The sequence below is a fragment of the Nocardiopsis gilva YIM 90087 genome (assembly GCF_002263495.1).
Taxonomy (GTDB): domain Bacteria; phylum Actinomycetota; class Actinomycetes; order Streptosporangiales; family Streptosporangiaceae; genus Nocardiopsis_C; species Nocardiopsis_C gilva.
In genome coordinates this window covers 5,102,594-5,122,631 of sequence record NZ_CP022753.1, presented here as the reverse complement: position 1 = coordinate 5,122,631, position 20,038 = coordinate 5,102,594, and the positions used below count along the sequence as shown (strand labels likewise).

The 20,038-nt window shown below is 69.8% G+C and carries 7 protein-coding genes; 1 reads left to right on the top strand and 6 read right to left on the bottom strand.

The features are described from left to right. Positions 1 to 93: 93 nt before the first annotated feature. A complete protein-coding gene (locus tag CDO52_RS22715) occupies positions 94 to 2,292 on the bottom strand; it encodes an MMPL family transporter (protein WP_161627268.1) in 2,199 nt (732 codons plus the stop codon). Positions 2,293 to 2,651: 359 nt separating this feature from the next. On the opposite strand from CDO52_RS22715, the gene CDO52_RS22710 reads away from it, so the two are divergent. Beyond that, positions 2,652 to 10,415: a type I polyketide synthase gene (locus CDO52_RS22710; RefSeq protein WP_017620994.1), complete on the top strand. Its 7,764-nt coding sequence runs from the start codon at positions 2,652 to 2,654 to the stop codon at positions 10,413 to 10,415. A gap of 82 nt (positions 10,416 to 10,497) precedes the next feature. Here the strand turns inward: CDO52_RS22710 and CDO52_RS22705 are convergent, their stop codons facing one another. The 5 genes from CDO52_RS22705 to CDO52_RS22685 form a co-directional block, all read right to left on the bottom strand. Further along, a complete protein-coding gene (locus tag CDO52_RS22705) occupies positions 10,498 to 11,553 on the bottom strand; it encodes a DUF418 domain-containing protein (RefSeq protein WP_017620995.1) in 1,056 nt (351 codons plus the stop codon). 204 nt (positions 11,554 to 11,757) lie between these two features. Further along, a complete protein-coding gene (glgB, locus tag CDO52_RS22700; RefSeq protein ID WP_094932685.1) occupies positions 11,758 to 13,974 on the bottom strand; it encodes a 1,4-alpha-glucan branching protein GlgB in 2,217 nt (738 codons plus the stop codon). Positions 13,975 to 14,131: 157 nt separating this feature from the next. Continuing rightward, the gene (locus CDO52_RS22695) at positions 14,132 to 15,517 is read right to left on the bottom strand and encodes a maltokinase N-terminal cap-like domain-containing protein (protein WP_094932684.1); all 1,386 of its coding nucleotides are present in this window, start codon (positions 15,515 to 15,517) and stop codon (positions 14,132 to 14,134) included. Next, positions 15,514 to 17,394 (bottom strand): maltose alpha-D-glucosyltransferase, encoded by a 1,881-nt coding sequence (gene treS / locus CDO52_RS22690; protein WP_017620999.1) that lies wholly within the window; start codon positions 17,392 to 17,394, stop codon positions 15,514 to 15,516. The genes CDO52_RS22695 and treS overlap by 4 nt, the downstream gene beginning before the upstream one ends. A gap of 72 nt (positions 17,395 to 17,466) precedes the next feature. Next, a complete protein-coding gene (locus CDO52_RS22685) occupies positions 17,467 to 19,527 on the bottom strand; it encodes an alpha-1,4-glucan--maltose-1-phosphate maltosyltransferase (RefSeq protein WP_017621000.1) in 2,061 nt (686 codons plus the stop codon). Positions 19,528 to 20,038: the final 511 nt, after the last annotated feature.

Genomic DNA, 20,038 nt, shown 5'->3' with positions numbered 1-20,038 from the left:
CGAGTTCGAGCCCACCGTCGACCGTGCGGACCTGGTTGGCGAACCACGTGGTGGCGGGGTCGGCGACCAGGTCGGGCCGGTCGGCACCGCAGGTCAGACCCGCGGCCGATCAGGCTCCTCCGGCTCCGGCGCCGAGGAGGAGGCGCGCGGCGGCTCCAGCACGTCGATTCTGCGGTGCAGGGCCGAGACGGGGCGGGGCAGCCACCAGTTGGCGCGGCCCATGAGCCGCATGGCGGCGGGGACGAGGATCACCCGCACCAAGCTGGCGTCCAGGACGACCGCGACGAGCAGGGCGACGGCGACCATCTTGACCAGGACCACTTCGGCGGTGGCCAGCGCGCCGATCACGATGGCCATGAGCAGCGCGGCACGGCTGATCAGACCGGCCGTGCGCTGCATCCCCGCGGCGACGGCGGCGGTGTTGTCGCCGGACCGCAGCCACTCCTCGCGAACGCGTCCGAGCAGGAACACCTCGTAATCCATCGACAGGGCGAACGCGATGACAGCGATCAGCACGATGGCACTGGGGTCGATTCCCGGCGGCGCGGTGAAGGCCAAGGGGCCGGCCAGGTAGCCGTCCTGGAAGCCCCAGACCACCACGCCGAAGCACGCGGTCAGCGACAGCGCGCCCACCACCACGGCCTTGACGGGAAGCAGGACCGATCCGAACGCGACGAAGAGCAGGGCCAGCGTCACCCCGACCACCGTCCCCAACATCACCGGCAGGTCGCCACGCACCGAGGACAGGGTGTCGATCAACTCGGCTGTCTGACCGCCGACGGCCGTGGAGGCGCCGGGCGGCGGCGCGAGGGCGCGGAGCTCCCGCACCACATCGCGTGCCGCGTCGCTTTTGGGCCCAGCGGTGAAGTCGACGGCCACGGCGGCCAGACCGCGGTCGCGACCCAACACCCGCCCCTCCCGCACGCCCGGCAGTTCCTCCACCTGCTCGACGTAGGCGTCGAGTGCTTCGTCCGCGCTGAACCTCGGCAGGCGGGTGACGACGACCGTGGCATCGGGCAGGGTGATTTCCGGCAGGTCGTGTTTCAGCGCCTCATAGGCCGCTCGGGACTCGGCGTGCGCGGGCAGCACCTCGGGGCCCGTCGTGGTGAACCGTGCCCCGGCGAAGGGGATCCCCAGCACGACGAGCACGGCGGTGCTCGCGGTCAGGAAACGCAGCGGTCGCGCCATCACTCCCCGGGCCAGATGCGCCCACACCCCGGTGGCGGTGGTTCCGGGGACCTGCACCTTGCGACGCCCGATGGGGAACCGGTCGATGCCTCGGCCGATGACGGCGAGCAGGGCGGGCAGTACCGTGAGCGCCGCGACCATGGCCAGGAACGTGGCGGCTATACCGCCCAGCCCGAGCGAGCTCAGCGCGCCGAGGTCGAACACGAGGAGGCCGCTTGAGCAGATACCGACGATGAGTCCGGAAACCAGAATGGTGCGGCCGGTCGTGCGCATCGTGGCGGCCAGGGCGTCGGGGACCTCGCGGCCGAGGTCCAGCTCCTCCCGGAACCGGCTGACCATGAACAGCGCGTAGTCGAGGGTCAAAGCGAGGGCGAGCATGACGACCACGTTCAGCGCGAACGTGGTGACCTCGGTGAACGCGGCCATCAGGCGTAGCACCGCGGTGGCGCAGGCCGCCGTGACCGCGCCGACCACAACCAGGAGCGTGGCTGCCGTGACGCTGCCGAACGCCCAGAGCAGCACGACGAACAGAAGCGGGAAGGCGACCAGCTCGGCGCGGGCCAGGTCGCTCATGGCCAGCTCGCGGAACTCGGCCCGAATCGCGGGCGGGCCGGTGACGCTCACGTCCACGCCGGACCGCGGTAAGTCGGGGGTCTCGACGGTGTCGCGGACACGGCGCAGTGAGTCGTTGCGTTCGGTGGTGTTGGCCCCCGCGAGCCGTACCACCACCGCGACCGTGCCCCCGTCCCTCGACACGAGCCTGTCGGCCCGCTTCTGGGAAGCGTTCCAGGGGGTGTACGCGTCGAGCGCGGCGTCCCGCGGCAGTGCGCGGACGCTGGAACGCACCGCGTCGTCGAAAGCTGGATTGCCGTATCCGCTCTCGGTTCCGCGGTAGAGGAGGATGGTGTCGCCGATCGCCGCGAGTTGTTGGTAGGTAATGTCGGCGACCCAGCGGGATTCGGTGCCCGCGGGGACCAGCCCTCCGGTGGAGAGGTAGGGCGCGACTCCGGCGCCCCAGAGCCCGTTGAGTACCGCCATGGTGAACGTGAAGGCGATGATCTCCCAGCGGAGGCGGTACACGAGGGCGCTCCACGCGGTGAACATGGCGACCTCCCTGCCGAGGGCGGCACGCGATGAGGCGGAGCGCGGGGCCATCACACACGACCGCTGGGAGCGCCCTCCCTTCCCACAGGTCATGACTTTACGTAGCGGTATCGGACTGCGGGTGACTTTCGGGGTTTCGGCGGAGGTTCCAGTGGGTCCGGTATGGCGCCAGGTGGCCCGTTCTCGTCCGCGGATACCCCTGCGACCAGGCGTGATGGATCGGGATATCGAAGGATCTGCCGGAAGTCCTGCGGGTGAGAATGTCCGGTGCGTAACTTTGAGACCGCGTACGGCGATCATGGGTGCGGTGATCGTTCGGCCCCGGATCGCCATCGGTCGGGCTGCACGAGGGGGAGATCATGGGTGCAGTCACGTACGAATTCGGCGACCAAGCGGTGGCGGTCATCGGTGTGGGATGCCGCCTGCCTGGCGGCATCCACGACCTCGACACGCTGTGGACGGCCCTGGATGAAGGCCGCGACCTGGTGAGCCAGGTGCCGGCCGACCGTTTCGAGGTCGCGCGGTTCGTGGACGAGGCCATGCCCCGGGTCGGCAGGAGCTACACGGCCGCCGGTGCCTTCCTCGACGACATCGCTTGCTTCGACGCCGAGTACTTCGGGATCTCCCCGAAGGAAGCCGCCCAGATGGACCCGCAGCACCGGCTGCTGCTGGAGATGACCGCCGAAGCCCTCGACGACGCCGCCATCGACCCCGACCACATCGCCGGAACGGACACCGGCGTGTTCGTGGGCATCTCCGACTCCTCCTATGGCGGACTGCAGATGTCGTCTCCGCAGACCATCAACGCCTACACCGCGTCGGGCGGGGCGCACTCGATCGCCGCCAACCGGCTCTCCTACGCCTTCGACCTGCGTGGCCCCAGCATGGCGGTGGACACCGCCTGCTCCTCGTCCCTGACGGCTCTGGAACGCGCCTGCCAGCGGGTGGGGTGCGACGGTGGGATGGCGGTGGCAGGCGGGGTCAACATCCTGCTCAGCCCCTCCATCTACGTGGCCTTCTCCCAGGCCTCGATGCTTTCGCGCAAAGGCCGGTGCGCGGCGTTCTCCGCCGACGCCGACGGATTCGTACGCGCCGAAGGCGGCGGCGTGGTCGTGCTCAAGCGTCTGGCCGAGGCGCGCGCCGATGGCGACCGAATCCACGGCGTACTGCTGGGGTGGGGCGCCAACAGCGACGGGCGCACCATGGGCATGGCGCTCCCCAACACCGAGGCGCAGGAGGACCTGCTCCGCACGGTCTACGCCCGTGCCGGTGTGACGCCCGACGACCTCGTATACGTGGAAGCGCACGGTACCGGAACCATCGTGGGAGACCCGGCCGAGTGCCGGTCCATCGGTCGCGTCCTGGGACGACACCGGTCCGGGCCGCTGCCGATCGGTTCGATCAAGTCCAATATGGGGCACCTGGAACCTGCCTCGGGCATGGCAGGACTATTCAAGGCGCTGCTCGTGCTCCGACACGGACACATCCCCGCCTCACTGCATGCCACCCCGCTCAATTCGGACATCGACTTCCCGGGGCTGGGCCTGGCTCCCGCCGTCGAGCCGAGTGACGTCGAGCCGCTCGCGACCGAACGTCGCCTAGCAGGCGTCAACTCCTTCGGGTTCGGCGGCGCCAACGCGCACGTCATCGTCGCCGGCCCGCCCGCCGACGCCGCAACGGCCCACCAGGAAGGACCGGTCGACATTCCCACCACGGTGGGGCGGGGGGACACGGAGCCCGCGGGGAACGTCGACGTCGACACCATGCTCGATGCGGACCGGCCGGACGCGGCCCCAGGGGCGGTAGGCGCGCCCGACGGGATGCCGGACACGAGCCTCCGACGACCGGTCGTCGTCTCGGCACGCACCCCCGACGCCCTCGCCCGAGCTGCCGAGGCCATGGCGGCGCGCGTGGACGCCGCCGGAGCCCAGGAGTTTTACGACATCGCCTACACCTCGTCGGTCCGACGCGGAAAACACCCCTACCGATCGGTGGTGCTCGCCCGCGACGGCGCGGAGGCGGCCGAGCGGCTGAGGAACGCTCCCGTCGCCGACGCTCCCGCCGCCGACGGGCGGGTCGCGTTCGTCTACAGCGGTAATGGCGCGCAGTGGGTGGGCATGGGCGCTGACCTGCTGGCATCCGATTCCGTGTTCGCCGCGGGGATGGCCGAGGCCGACACCGAACTGGCACCGCATCTCGGGTGGTCGGTGGTCGAGGAGCTGGCGCTGCCGCCCGACGAATGGCGGCTGGACCGGACCGAGGTCGCCCAGCCGCTGCTGTTCGCCGTGCAGGTAGGCCTAACCCGCCTGCTGGCCGCCCACGGCATCCGTCCCGCCGCCGCCATCGGACACAGCGTGGGCGAGACCTCCGCCGCGTGGGCCGCGGGCATGCTCAGCCTCGGCCAGGCCGCGCGGATCGTGGCCGCCCGAAGCGCGGCCCAGGCGCCCACCGCGGGGAGCGGCCGCATGCTCGCCGTCGATCTCTCCCCGCAGGACGCCGGAGAGCTGACGGAGCGCCACCCCGATGTGGAGATCGCCGGGATCAACAGCGACCACGACCTCACCCTGGTCGGGCCGGATGAGCAGATCACGGCCGTGGCCGACGAACTGGACCGGCGCGGCGTGTTCACCCGGCGGCTCGACCTGAACTACGGCTTTCACAGCGCGGCCATGGACCCGGTCCGCGATCCGTTGCTCCAGGCGCTCGACGGGCTGTCCCCGGAGCCGGGGGACATCCCGCTGGCCTCGACGATCACCGGAGACCTGATCGAGGGCACCGAGCTGACCCCGGACCACTGGTGGCGCGGCGTCCGCGACCCGGTTCTCTTCGCCGCGGCCGCCCAGCGGTTGCGCGCCTCGGGCATCGAGGTCTTCGCGGAGATCGGCCCGCACCCAATTCTCCTCCCCTACCTGCGCCGCCTCTTCGACGCCTCACCGCAGCGCCGCCCTTCGCTCACCGCTACCCTGCGCCGCGACACCGATGGCGGTGAGGCCGTGGACACCGCTGTCACCTCACTCATCGCGGCGGGGGCGGACATCGACTGGAGCGCCTTTTTCCCCCGCGCTGGACGGGTGGTCGATCTCCCCGCCTACCCCTGGCAGCGTGAACGCCACTGGAACGGCGCCCCGCACGACTGGGCCCCACCACCGCCGAGCCCCATCGACCACCCGCTCCTCGGCGCGCGGCTGCCTGCGGCCATCTCCTCCTGGGAGGGGCCGGTCGAACCGGCGATGGCTCCGTGGATTGCCGATCACAAGCTCGCTGGATCCGTCGTCTTCCCTGCGGTCGGGTACATCGAAATGGCGCTGAGCGCAGGGCGCCTGGCGCTCGGGTATCCGGTGGAAGCCCACGCCTGGGAGTTCACGCAGCCCCTCGTGATCTCCTGGCCCGACGCGACCGCGATGCGCGTCCAGACATCGGTGTCCCCTGACGACGGCATCACGCATATCACCAGCTTCGACGAGTCAGGAAAGGAGCCGCGCGCCCACGCCCGTGGCCGGGTGCGTCGCCTGCTGGGGCAGGCGCCCGCGCCGGTGGACGTGGCCGGGGTCCGCGGCCGGTGCTCCCGCCACGTCGGCGGCACCGAGCACTACGAATGGCTAGACAGTCTGGGGCTGCAATACGGCCCCGGTTTCCAGGTCCTCCAGGATCTGTGGGCGGGTGAAGGCGAGGTCCTCGCCGCCTACCGGACCGATGACCTTGACAACCGCCTGCTGGTGCACCCGGCTGTCTTGGACGGAGCACTGCAGTCCGTCATTCCGTTGGCGGAACTGCTCCTCGAGGAGGGGGATATCTTTCTGCCCGCTGCGGTGGGTGCCGTGAAAGCCTGGCGCGCCCCGACCGGACAGGGGTGGATCTGGGCACGTGACCGCACACGCGTGCCACACGAGCTGTGCTGGGACATCACTGTGACCGACGCGAATGGTGCCGTCACCGCGGAGTTGTACGGGGTGCGCGAGCGGCGGTTGGCCGTCCAGCAGCGGCGGCCGCTCACGGTGCAGCGAACCGTCATGCGTGCCGCCCCCCACCTCGACCAGCCGGCCGCTGCGTCACCGCTGCCCCCGCCGGATCGCATCGCCGCTCATGCGGCTCCGCGCATCGACGAGGTACGACGGGCCTGGGGGGCACAGGACTACGCGCGGTTCACGGAGCGCTTTCCCACGCTCGGCACGCGGCTGCTGGCCAAGACGAGGCTGGCCATGGCGCCGGAGGCAGCCGATCGCGTCGACTGGGAGGACACGGTCAGTCGGGCACCAGACCACCTGGCCCGTTTCCAGGAGACGATGCTGCGGTTGCTCCGGTCAGCGGACCTGCTGGAGCCGGTCCCCGGTGGCGGGTACCGGATTCCCGCTCGCGCCCTTTCGGACCCGCACACGGGCCGCGATGTCGTGTCCGACCTGCCGTCGTTCACGAACGAGATGGCGCTGATCCTCCATCAGCTGTGCCGTCTCCCGGAACTTGTGCGCGCGGAACGCGACCCGTTGGAGATGCTCGCCGAGGAGAGCACCGGTGAGCTGGTGCGTCAGTTCTACGCGGCCTCGCCCCACATGCGATTCAGCCAGCGTGTGGCCCGGGCGCTGCTGCAGCAGATCGTGGCCGAGTGGCCGACCGACAGGCCGTTGCGCGTACTCGAGGTGGGGGCGGGAACGGGAGGCCTCACCCAGGCACTGCTGCCCCTCTTCCCGCCGGAGCGCACCCGGTACACGTTCACCGACATCTCGCCCTTCTTCCTCACCGCGGCGGACAAGTACCTCGCGGCCTACGACTTCGTCGACTACCGCGTCCTGGACTTGAACACCGACCCCGCGGATCAGGGATTCACCGTCGGCGGCTACGACATCGTCCTTGCCGCCAACGCCCTGCACACCGCCAGCGACATGGCGGTGGCGGTGCCCAGGGTGGCGTCCCTCCTCGCCGCCGGCGGATACCTCCTGGCCACCGAGTTCCACAACAACGCTCTGGGGGCGGCGATGTTCGGCATCTTGGAGAGTTTCTGGGACGCCGCCGACACCGACCTCCGCCCCGACGGAAGGTTCCTCGCCCGAGACCAGTGGCCGGAGCTGTTGCGCCGGTGCGGTTTCGAGAACGTCGTCCAGACCGGCAGCGAAGACGCGCCCGCACGTGAGGACTTCTCGATCATCCTCGCGTCCACGCCTGCGGAGACGACCGTCGCGCCTGTCGGTGCCCCGCTCACCACCGCGACCGGTGAGGCGACCTCGGAAGCGGACGCGGATACGTGTCACCACCTCCTCGTTGCCGAGAGCGAGGCGGAGCTTCACCTGGCACGGGCAGTGGCGGAGCTCGATGAGGCGCAGGGTGACGGATCGCGCGTTGTCGCCGCCACCGCCGAGGATGAGGCGTGGACCGACCTTCCCGCCGGTCAGGATACGAACACCTCGATCACGCTCATACTGGGCGAGCCGGACCCCGGAGAGGATTGCGTGCAGAGAGCCACCCAGAGGGCAGCACTGTTGCGCAGGCTCGTCACCGGTCTTTCCCCGGACAACCCAACCCCGCTACGGCGGCTGGTCCTGGTCACCCGCCCCAGCGGGGCCCTCCCCGCTCCGGAGAAGCCCGATGTCCCCGCCGATGCCGCTGTCTGGGGAATGACTCGCTCCCTGGCCAATGAGTGCCCTGACCTGCCGATCACCTGTATCAGTCTGGAGCGCGTCGGCGACACGGCGGTCGATGCCCGTCGGCTCGCGGCCGAACTGGCCGCAGAGTCCACCGAGAACGAGATCGCGCTCACACGCGGCGGACGGTTCGTCCCGCGTGAGACCGGGGACCCCTCGTTGGTCCCGGAAGCGGAGATCGACGCCTACTCACTCAACGTGCGCGACATCGGGCTGAGCTACCGGACGGAATGGGTCGAGGCCGACATCCCCGAGCCCGCCCCCGGAATGGTGTGCATCGAGGTCCGCGCCGCCGCCCTGAACTACCGTGACATCATGCAGGCCACCGGGCTGCTCCCGGCTGAAGCCGTCGAAGGCACGTTCACCGAGCAGGGGCTCGGCCTGGAGTGCGCGGGAATCATCACGGCGGTCGGGGACGGAGTCGAGGATATGAAGGCCGGTGACCGCGTGCTCGCCGTGGCTCCGCGATCGCTCGCGTCCCACACACAGACCGCAGCACACGCCGTCGGCCGGATCCCCGATCACATGACGTTCGCCGAGGCCGCCACCACGCCGGTCGCGTTCACCACGGTGCAGTACGCGTTGGGCGACCTCGCCCGGCTCGGACCGGGAGAGACGGTCCTGGTGCACGGCGCCGCCGGAGGCGTCGGCCTGGCCGCACTTCACTACGCGCGCCACCGGGGCGCGCGCGTCATCGCCACCGCCGGGAGCGAGATCAAGCGCGACTTCCTGCGTGTACTGGGGGTTGAGGACGTACTGGACTCCCGCGACCTGGACTTCGTCCCCCGCGTCATGGAATCAACCGGGGGACGGGGAGTGGACGTCGTGCTCAACTCACTGGCCGGAGAGGCGATCGGTCGGGGGCTCGACCTCCTCAAGCCCGGTGGCCGGTTCATCGAGCTCGGCAAGCGTGACATCATGGCGGACGGCTCGCTGCCGCTACGCCCCTTCCACAACAACCTCACCTTCTGCGGTGTCGATCTCAACGCGTTGTTGAACAGGCCTGATATCGCCCGCCGCGTATGGTCCGAGGTGGTCGAGGGGCTGAACGAGGGTCGGTTCCGCCCTCTGCCCCACACCACTTACCCCGCCGCCCAGGTGCGGGAGGCGTTCGCGCTCCTGCAGCACTCCCGGCACATCGGCAAGGTTATCGTCACCTTCGATGACCAGGGCCTGCCCACTCCGGTGCGCCCGTGCCCCCCGGCCCCGCCCCGGCTGGACCCCGACGGTACCTACCTGGTCACCGGAGGGATCGGCGGATTCGGCGCCGCCACCGCCCGTCACCTGGCCGAACGCGGCGCCCGCCAGCTCGCGCTCGTCTCCCGTCGGGGCCCGGAGGCACCCGAGGCGCCGCAGCTTATTGCTGACCTCGCCGAGAACGGCGTCGCCGCGACGGCCTACGCCGCTGACTGCTCCGACGCTGGCGCCATGGCGGATGTGCTGCGGCGGATCGAGGAGGGCGGGTACCCGCTGCGCGGCGTGGTGCACGCAGCCATGGATCTGGACGACGCCCCGCTCGCCGAGCTAACCGACGAACGCTTCAGCGCTGTGCTGCGCCCCAAGATGGGTGGACTCACCGTCCTGGACGACCTCACCCGCCATCACGATCTCGACCTGTTCTGCACCTACTCGTCACAGTCCGCGAGTGTCGGCCACATCTTCCAGTCCAACTACGCGGCGGCCAACCTGTACACCGAAGCGCTCGTCCGGAACCGCCGGAGAGAGGGACATAAGGGAGGGGCGATGGCGTGGGGCCACCTCAGTGACGTGGGATACGTCGCCCGCCACGGCCTGGCCCCGCTGGCCGCCCAGATGGGCCTGGACTCGATCACCTCGGACGAAGCGCTCCGTGTCTTCGACGGTCTGGTGGGCGGGGACCGCGCCACCGAGGTAGCCGTAGTCCATCGCACCGACTGGGTGAGGGCCCGGAGTCTGCTCCCGTCTCTCGCGTCCCCGCGCTTCTGGCCGCTCTTCGGCGGCGACGCCACCGACGACCCGACCGCTCAGGAGGACATCGCGGCCGAGCTGAGCAAGCTGCCCCCTGCCGAGGCCCTTGCCCGGGTGACCGAGTATTTGACCGTGCACCTCGCCGAGGTGCTGCACATGGATGCCGATCGCCTCGACCCGCACCGGCGCCTCGATGAGTACGGAATGGACTCGCTCATGGCCGCCGAGCTGCTGACCACGGTGAAACAGAAGTCCAGCTTCGACATTCCGCCGCTGGAGTTGCTGCGCACCGGAGGCACCATCGCCGGGTTGTCCGAAGCCATCATGCTGCGCCTGGGGGTCGGCGCCCCCGCCGAGGCGGGCGTGGAGGCACTGCCCGAAGAGACCACTCGGCTAAACGCCGACGCGGAGTCCACGGACAACGCGGATCCTTCAGACCAAGCAGCACCCGCGGCGGCCACGGAATCGACGGATCCGGATACCGACACCGACCCCGAGCCGGGGATGGAGTCTGTCGCGGACGTGGAGCCTACGGCGAGCTGATCCGACCGTGGGGAACCGGCTCTGTCCGAGGCAGGGCCGCCGCACCCCAGGACGGGATGCGGCGCTCTCCTGGGCTGTTGAATCAGGCGGCCACGCCGATGGCGCGCTCCGGCTGACGGCGCAGCGGGACGATGCCCCACCAGGTTACGCAGCGCCACGCCCACTCCAAGGGGCCGTAGCGGAAGTGTGTGAGCCACAGAGTGCTGAACGCCCACTGCGCGGTCAGCAGCCCGGCGGCCAGAGCGAAGAGCGCGCCGTACTGGTCGCGGGAGTAGAAGTCCAGCAGCCAGCCCACGAGCAGGACGACCAGTGTGGCGCTGAGGTAGTTCGTCAGCGCCATCCGTCCCAGCGGAGCGAAGACGGCGTGCAGGACGCGTCGCAGCGGGGTGCGCATCAGCAGGCAGGTCCCGGTCACGTAGGCACCGGCCATGAGCAGCCCGGCGACCACGCTCGACGTCGTGAAACCGGTGTTCTCCAGTCCGACGCTGACCTGCCAGACCACAGCGGCCACCGATACGGCCGCAAACAGCAGGAACGCGATGGCCACCTCGCCCGTCCGGTGCTGCAGGGTCTGCGGTATCTCGTATCGGGCCACGGCCAGGCCGAGCAGGAACAGCCCGGGGACCAGCAGCAGGCCGCCGTGGGCGAGTGTCACCCCGGCGATGGACCCGGCCACGCCGCCGATCAGCACCGCCCAGCGGGGCAGGTAGGTCGCTGGGAGCAGGATCACCAGCCCGACGATCGCGTAGCTGAGGAGCACCTCACCCGGGTAGGCGAGCATGTGCAGCCCGCCCAGGGCCGCCAGCATCACAAGGCGGCGCACCAGCAGCTGCCGGGGCGCCTCTGAGCGACGGCGGGCCGACTCCAGGAACAGGGCGAAGCCGATACCGAAGAGGAACGCGAAGATCGGCATGAACCGGCCGTCGACGAACATGTGCAGCATGTTCTCGGCCGGGTGCACCGGAGGCCGGGGGTCGTCGGGGCCCAGCGCGAGGGAGGCACCGTACCCCATCTGCGTGATGGGTCCGATATTCACCAGCAGGATCCCGCACAGCGCGAACCCGCGCAGCACATCCAGTACGTCGATCCGTGGCTTCCCGTGCTTTCCGGCGGCGCTACCGCCCTCCTGGTGGCCCACGTGGCTCCCCTCTCGCTCGTTCTCGTCCCGTGCCTGGTGGCACGGACGAACCCTGCGAGACTAGGGAGCGCGGGGGCGGTCCGGCATCGGCCGTTCGGGTGGTTACCGCAGGTGGGGAGGGTCAACCTTTCGGCCGGGTGGACGCCACGAAAGTCGAAGGCCGGGCGCGCGGCCCGGCCTTTCCCACACTGGTGATGCGGTCCGTCAGTCGGGCACCAGCCATACTGTCGCCAGCGGCGGGAGCGTCACCACGGCCGACGCGGGCTGCCCATTCCACTCTCCCGCGGTCGCCTCGACGACCCCTGCGGCGCCCACTGCCCTCACACCGCTGCCCTGGTACGGCTCGGCGTCGGTCGACAGCACCTCCCGCCACCGGCCGGTGCGGGGCAGGCCCACGCGGCGGCCGGTGTGCACCTCGGGTGAGAAGTTGACCAGGCACGCCAGCACCGAGCCGTCGTCCCCGTGCCGCAGGAACGACAGTGTGTTGCCCTGGGCGTCGCCTCCGTCCAGCCAGGTGAACCCGGCCGGATCGGTGTCGAGCGACCACAGTGCGGGGGTGTCCGCGTAGGCCCGGTTGAGGTCGCCCACCAGGCGCTGCACGCCCTGGTGGTAGCAGTGGTCGAGCAGCCACCACTGGACCCCGTGCTCGTGCGACCACTCGTCGCCGTGCCCGATCTCATCGCCCATGAACAGCAGCTGCTTGCCCGGATGCGCCCACATGTAGCCGAACAGCGCGCGCAGCCCCGCGAAGCGCCGCCACTCGTCGCCCGGCATCTTGTACAGCAGCGACGCCTTGCCGTGCACCACCTCGTCGTGCGAGAGCGGCAGGATGTAGTTCTCGCTGTAGGCGTAGACCATCGAGAAGGTGATTTCGTTGTGGTGGTGCTGCCGGTACACCGGGTCGCGCTTGAGGTACTCGAGGGTGTCGTGCATCCACCCCATGTTCCACTTGAAGCCGAACCCGAGCCCTCCGTGATCGGTCGGCCGGGTCACCCCGGGCCAGGCCGTGGACTCCTCGGCGACCATGACGATGCCGGGATTGCGCCGGTAGGCGCAGGCGTTGAGCTCCCGCAGGAACTCCAGCGCCTCCAGGTTCTCCCGACCGCCGAACGCGTTGGGCGCCCACTCCCCGGACTCCCGCGAGTAGTCGAGGTAGATCATCGAGGCGACCGCGTCCACCCGCAGCCCGTCGATGTGGAACTCCTCCAGCCAGAACAGCGCGTTGGCGATCAGGAAGTTGCGCACCTCGGTGCGGCCGTAGTCGAAGATCAGCGAGCCCCAGTCCGGGTGCTCGCCGCGGCGCGGGTCCGGGTGCTCGTACTGCGCGGAACCGTCGAAGCGCGCCAGCGCCCACTCGTCCTTGGGGAAGTGCGCCGGGACCCAGTCGAGCAGCACGCCGATCCCCGCCCGGTGCAGCGCGTCGACCAGCGCCCGGAACTCGTCGGGCGATCCGAACCGCGAGGTCGGCGCGTAGAACGAGGTGATCTGGTAGCCCCACGACCCGCCGAAGGGATGTTCGGCCACGGGGAGGAACTCCACGTGGGTGAACCCCATCTCCCGCACGTAGTCCACCAGCTCCTCGGCCAGCTCCCGGTAGCCGAGCCCCGGCCGCCACGAGCCCAGGTGCACCTCGTAGACGCTCATCGGGCGGGCGACCCACTCCGCGTTCTTGCGCTCCGACAGCCAGGCGTCGTCCCCCCACGCATGGGTCGAGGTGTGCACGACCGACGCCGTCTCGGGCGGCCGCTGGGTGGCGAAGGCCATCGGGTCGGCCTTGTCCCGCCACACACCGTCCCGGCCGAGCACCTGGAACTTGTACGTCGAGCCGTCGCTGACCTCCGGAACGAACAGCTCCCACACACCCGTCCCGCCGAGCGAGCGCATGGGGTGCGCGGTGCCGTCCCAGTGGTTGAAGTCGCCGATGACGCGGACCCCCTGGGCGCCCGGCGCCCACACGGCGAACGCGGTGCCGTGGGAGTCGCCCATGGCCGACGGGAAGCGGCGGGTGTGCGCGCCCAGCGCCCGCCACAGCTCCTCGTGCCGCCCCTCCCCGATCAGGTGCAGGTCGAGGTCGCCGAGGATGGGCAGGTGCCGGTAGGGGTCGTCGACCAGGCGCCCCTCCACCTCTCCGGGATAGCGCACGAGCAGCCGGTAGTCGGGCACAGCGCCGGCGTCCGCTCCGAAACGCGTGTCGGTGGGCAGCGTCGCGGCGAAGACGCCGTTGTGCAGGTGGTCCAGCTCGACGGAGGTGCCGTCGGCCAACACGGCGTGCACCGATTCCGCCAGGGGGCGCAGGGCGCGCACGGCGGTCCCGTCCGGGCCGGGGTGCGCCCCGAGCAGTCTGTGCGGATCGTGGTGCGCGCCGCCGACGAGGCGGTCGATCTCTGCGTGGTCGAGTTCAGCGCGGTCGATCTGGCTCATGCCGTTCCCCGTCGGTCGGTCGTGAATATCAGGGCGATGGTGGATGTCGGGGTAGTGGATGTCGGGGGGCTGGTGTGGGTGGGGTGGGTCCCGCGGTGCCGCGGGTCGTGTGTGTGGCGTGGATGGTGCGCACGGGGGACGCGGCGCGGGTGCCGGTTCATCGCGTGAGCTCCGCGATCGAGTCCAGGGGGATGCGCAGCCACGACGGTCGGTTCCGGGCCTCGTACATGACCTCGTAGACCGCCTTGTCGTACTCGAACGCGCGCAGCACGGCCTGGTGCTTCTCCGGGTCCACGCCCCCGGCCGCGGCGTACCCGGCGCAGAAGGCGTCCCGGTTGTGCCGCGCCCACGCGCGGGCCGCCGGCGCCAGGGTCTCCTCGGACGCGCTGCCGATGAGCTGGTAGTGGGCGGCGTAGTCGAAGGAGCGCAGCATCCCGGCGACGTCGCGCAGCGGGCTGGAGGGGCGCCGACGGTCGCGCACCGGCACGGCGGGCTCGCCCTCGAAGTCCAGCAACACCCACCCGGCATCGGTGCGCACCACCTGGCCGAGGTGGTAGTCGCCGTGGATCCGCTGGACCGGGAGCGGCTCCGCCACGGCGGCGAACGCGTCGTAGGCGGCGCGCAGCGCGGGCGCGTACCGGCTCAGCTCGGGGATCTCGGCGGTGGCGGACTCCAGCCGGTGGCGCATGCCCGCGGCGAGGTCGCCGAGCATGTCGGGGGTGAGCACGTCGGTGGGCAGCTCCCGGGACAGGGCGCGGTGCACGGCCGCCGTGGCGCTGCCCAGGCGCTCGGCCTCCCCGGCGAAGTCCCCACCGGCGTCGCCCGGCGGGAGGTCGGGCGTGTCGTACAGGTCGCGCACGCTGGTGGCGGCCAGTACCCAGCCGTCGGTGGCGCTGCGCAGGTAGTCCTGGAGCAGCGCCAGCGTGGTGGGCACGCTGCTGCCGTCGCCCGGCCGGTCGCTGGGGAGGTCGGTCTCGATCCAGCCGTGCGGCCGGGCCACGAAGGGCGACCCGGCCAGCGCGGCGGTGAGCTCCAGGTCGGGGTTGCGACCCGGCCACAGCCGCCGGAACGTCTTGAGCACGTAGTCCTCGCCGTAGACCAGCGAGGTGTTGGACTGCTCTCCGGTGAGGACGATGCTGCGCTGGCCGGTGCGGATCGGCGCGCCGGGCATGCGGCGGAAGCGGATGCCGTCCGCTCCCCGCTCGTCTGCGATCCCCTCCAGCAGCGACGTCGTCAGCTCGGGGTCGTGGGCCGCGTCGTAGACGGCCCACGTACTGCTGTCGCCGGGCAGCTCGCACACGCCGATGGTGGCGTGGGCGAGCTCGTCGCGCAGGTGCCCGGCCCTGCGCACGCCGAGGAGCACCTGGTAACGGGAGGTCGAACCCTGCTGGCCGACCTCGACGACCAGCAGCCGCAGCCCGGGTTCGCCGGTGACGACGGGGTGCTCCGCCTCGACCATCACCTTCTCGATCGGTGTCCCCTTGCCGGCGAACCACCGCTGCCGCGGGATCCAGCCGGCAAGGAGATCCTCAAGCTGGCTCATCTTTGAAAGGCCTTGTTCCCTTCCCGCACGGTCCGATGGGTGGTTCGGTGGACGGCGGCGTCGTGGTCGGTCGCGGAGTCGGCGGAGTGGTTGGCGGACTGATGGGCGGGTTGATGGGCGGACTGGCTGGCGGACTGCACTGTCAGGTCCTCGGTCGTGGGGCCGTCCGTTTCGTCGACCGGGGGGAGCTGGAACCAGTAGAAGCCGTGGCCGGGCAGCGTCAGCAGGTACGGCAGCTCACCGATGGCGGGGAAGCGGACACCCCCCATGCACTCGACGGGGGTGACGCCGCCGTAGCGGCGCAGGTCGAGTTCGACCGGTTGCGGGAAGCGGGAGAGGTTGTTGACGCAGAGCATGCGGTCGTCTCCGTACTCCCGCACGAAGGCGAACACACTGGGGTTGCTGGCGTGCAGCTCGGCGAAGTCGCCGGTGCCGAACACCGGGTGCCGCTTGCGGATCTGGATCATCTTGCGGGTCCAGTTGAGCAGCGAGCCCGGGTCGTCCCGCTGGGCCTCGACGTTGAGGGCTTGGTAGCCGTGGATGGGGTCGAGGATGAGCGGGAGGTAGAGGCGTGCCGGGTCACAGCGGGAGAATCCGGCGTTGCGGTCGGACGTCCACTGCATGGGGGTGCGCACGGCGTCCCGGTCGCCGAGCCAGATGTTGTCGCCCATGCCGATCTCGTCGCCGTAGTAGAGGACGGGCGAGCCGGGCAGGGACAGCAGCAGCGCGGTGAACAGCTCGATCTGGTCGCGGTCGTTGTCGAGGAGCGGCGCGAGCCGGCGCCGGATGCCCACGTTGGCGCGCATGCGCGGGTCCTTGGCGTATTCGGCGTACATGTAGTCGCGCTCTTCGTCGGTGACCATCTCCAGGGTGAGTTCGTCGTGGTTGCGCAGGAAGATGGCCCACTGGCAGTTGCGGGGGATGGGCGGGGTCTGCGCGAGGATTTCGGAGATGGGGTAGCGCTGCTCGCGGCGGACGGCCATGAACATCCGCGGCATCAGCGGAAAGTGGAAGTTCATGTGGCACTCGTCGCCGCCCGACTCGAAGTCGCCGAAGTAGTCGACGACGTCGGCCGGCCACTGGTTGGCCTCGCTGAGCAGGACCCGGTCGGGGTAGAGGCGGTCGACCTCGGAACGGACGCGCTTGAGGAACTCGTGCGTCTCCTTGAGGTTCTCGCAGTTGGTCCCTTCGCGTTCGTAGAGGTAGGGCACGGCGTCCAGGCGGAAGCCGTCGATGCCCAGGTCCAGCCAGAACCGCAGGACCTCCAGGATCGCCTCCTGGACGGCGGGGTTCTCGAAGTTGAGGTCGGGCTGGTGGGAGAAGAAGCGGTGCCAGTAGTACTGGCCGCGGACCTCGTCGTAGGTCCAGTTGGACGACTCGGTGTCGACGAAGATGATCCGGGCGTCGGTGTAGCGGTCGGTGTGGTCGGACCAGACGTAGAAGTCGCCGTAGGGCCCGTCGGGGTCGCTGCGCGAGGCCTGGAACCACGGGTGCTGCTCGCTGGTGTGGTTCATGACGAGATCGGTGATGACCCGGATACCGCGCCGGTGGGCCTGCTCCACGAGCTCCACGAAGTCGGCGATCTTCCCGAATTCGGGAAGGATCTTCATGTAGTCGGAAATGTCGTAGCCGCCGTCGCGCAGCGGTGAGGCGTACAGGGGGAGTAGCCAGATGCAGTCGATGCCGAGCCATTCGAGGTAGTCGAGTTTCTCGACGAGTCCGCGGAGATCCCCGGTGCCGTCGCCGTTGGAATCGTAGAAGCCTCTGGCGAGCACCTCGTAGAAGACCGCGCGTTTGTACCAGTACGGGTCGCGAGGGTTCTCGTGCGAAAAGGTGTCGGGCACGACCCCGTGGGGCGTGTCTCCGGGCTCAGGCATCGGATGTGTCACGAAACTACTCCACCGGTTGTCGTTCCAGTGTGTTCCGCCGGATGTGCCCGTTGGCGGGTGCTATCGGGGCTTTCCGGAGGGTGCGACGGTGAATACGTGGGCTGGTCGGATATTCGGGTCGAGGCGGACATAATTCATCGCGCCCCATTCATGCGTTTCGCCCGATAATTGATCCGTGACGAGGATCGTGTCCTGGGAGGTGAACCCCAGAGCGGGCATGTCGAGCCACACCGTGCCTTCACAGGGCTGATGCGGATCGAGATTGACCACGACCAGAACGACATCGTCCTGAACGGCGCCATCCAGAACAGCACCCTCCGGAATGGCAGGGTCCAGGACGGCCGGGCCGTGCTGGCGGCAGTCCTGCCGCGGGCCGTCGCCATCGGCGGCGGTCCGCTTCGAGAAGCAGATCAGCTGATGCCGGTCGATGTGGTGGAAGCGCAGGTTGCGCAGCTCCTGCAGGGCGGGGTGCTCGCGCCGCAGCTGGTTGAGCCGCGTCAGCAGCGGCGAGATGGTCGTCCCGGCCGCCTCGGCGGCGGCCCAGTCGCGCGGCCGGTACTCGTACTTCTCGGAGTTCAGGTACTCCTCGCTTCCCGGCCGCACCGCCGTGCTCTCGCACAGCTCGTAGCCCGAGTAGACCCCCCACGTCGGGGAGAGCAGGGCGGCCAGGACCGCGCGGATCTCGAACGCCGGGCGCCCCCCGTGCTGCAGATAGGCGTGGAGGATGTCGGGGGTGTTGGCGAAGAAGTTCGGACGCATGTAGGCGGCGGCGTCCCCGCTCAGCTCGCGCAGGTAGTCCTCCAGCTCCTCCTTGCCGTTGCGCCAGGTGAAGTAGGTGTAGGACTGGTGGAAGCCGATCTTGGCGAGGGTGTGCATCATCGCCGGGCGGGTGAAGGCTTCGGCGAGGAAGAGCACGTCCGGGTCGGTCCGCGCGATCTCGGCGAGCAGCCGCTCCCAGAACGCCACCGGCTTGGTGTGCGGGTTGTCCACCCGGAAGATGCGCACCCCGTGCGCCATCCAGTGCCGGACGACGCGCAGCACCTCGGCGTACAGCCCCTCGGGGGCGGCGTCGAAGTTCAGCGGGTAGATGTCCTGGTACTTCTTGGGCGGGTTCTCCGCGTGCGCGATGGAGCCGTCGGCGCGGACCGTGAACCACTCGGGGTGCTCGGTCACCCAGGGGTGGTCGGGTGAGCACTGCAGGGCCAGGTCGAGCGCGACCTCCATCCCCAGCTCGCGCGCGCTGGCGACGAACGCGTCGAAGTCGTCGATGTCGCCGAGGTCGGGGTGGATGGCGTCGTGGCCGCCCTCGGCCGAGCCGATCGCCCACACCGAGCCGGGGTCGCCCGGCCCAGCCTGCAGCGTGTTGTTGCGACCCTTGCGGAAGGAGTGACCCACGGGATGGATCGGCGGCAGGTAGACGACGTCGAAGCCCATGTCGGCGATGGCCGGAAGGCGCTTGGCGGCGGTGCGCAGTGTGCCCGGGCGCCACTGGCCGTCGTGGTCGGCGGGCTCCGCGCCCTCAGAGCGTGGGAAGAACTCGTACCAGGAGCCGAAGAGCGCGCGCTTGCGGTGCACGACGAGCGGAAACTTCTTCGACCGCGTCACCAGGTCGCGCAGCGGGGCGGCGCCGAGCTCCGCGACGACTTCGGCCCCGGTGGCCAGCTCCAAGCGCTCGGTCGCCGACCGGGTGGTGTCGCGGAGCCGGTCGGCGACCTTGGCCAGCTCGGGGCGGCGCGGTACGCGCCGCGCCGCCCGTTCGAGGAGCCGGGCGCCCTCCTCCATCATCAGCTCGACGTCCTGCCCCAGCGGGATCTTGATCTGGGCGTCGTGCCGCCAGGTGGCGAAGGGGTCGTCCCACGCCTCGACGGCGAATCGCCACGCGCCTTCGCGGGACGCACGCACATCGGCCGCGTAGCGGTCGGTTCCCGGCGCCACCTCGCGCATGGGCACGGGCTCCTGGCGCCGTCCCCGAGGGTCGTACAGCACCACAGCCGCGCCGAGGGCGCCGTGCCCCTCCCTGATCACGGTGGCGCTGACGGTGAAGGTCTCACCGGCGACGGCCTTGGCCGCGCCGAGGTCGGGTACGGGAGCGACGTTCAGAATGGGAATGCGTCCGATCACAAGTGCACCAATGCAGAGAGCGAGAGTGTCGCGATTCCGGCGATTGTGGGAAGTTCGTGGCGTTTGTGGCGTGAAAGGCATTTGAGAGCGGGCAGCTCAGCGGACCCGAAAGGCGACATAGGTGGACCCCGGGTGGCGCGGAGCGACGCGCTCTCACTGTCTATCGTCGGCCCGGAATGGCCCGCATCCGATGGTTTGCGGTGCGTATTTTTTGTGATTGTCGTCACACTGGCAATGGTTCTTTGTGGGATGTATCTTCACCCGCTTCACGCAGGAAACAACGACAAAGCGGTCGTGTGTCCCTAGTGGGAGCAATCGTCACATTGGCTTCGCGGGTGGCCATAATCGGTTAAATGGGTGTGTCGCGTGTGCGGGGTGATCATGGAGTGGCGAGCCAGAAGAGTGGTCTGTCCCGGATATTCCGGTTTGCGACATACGGGGAAAAGCGCCGCAGAAACCTGGAAGTTAAGATTTTGACGTGTTCGTTGAATAAAGGCCTAAGGGGGTCGCG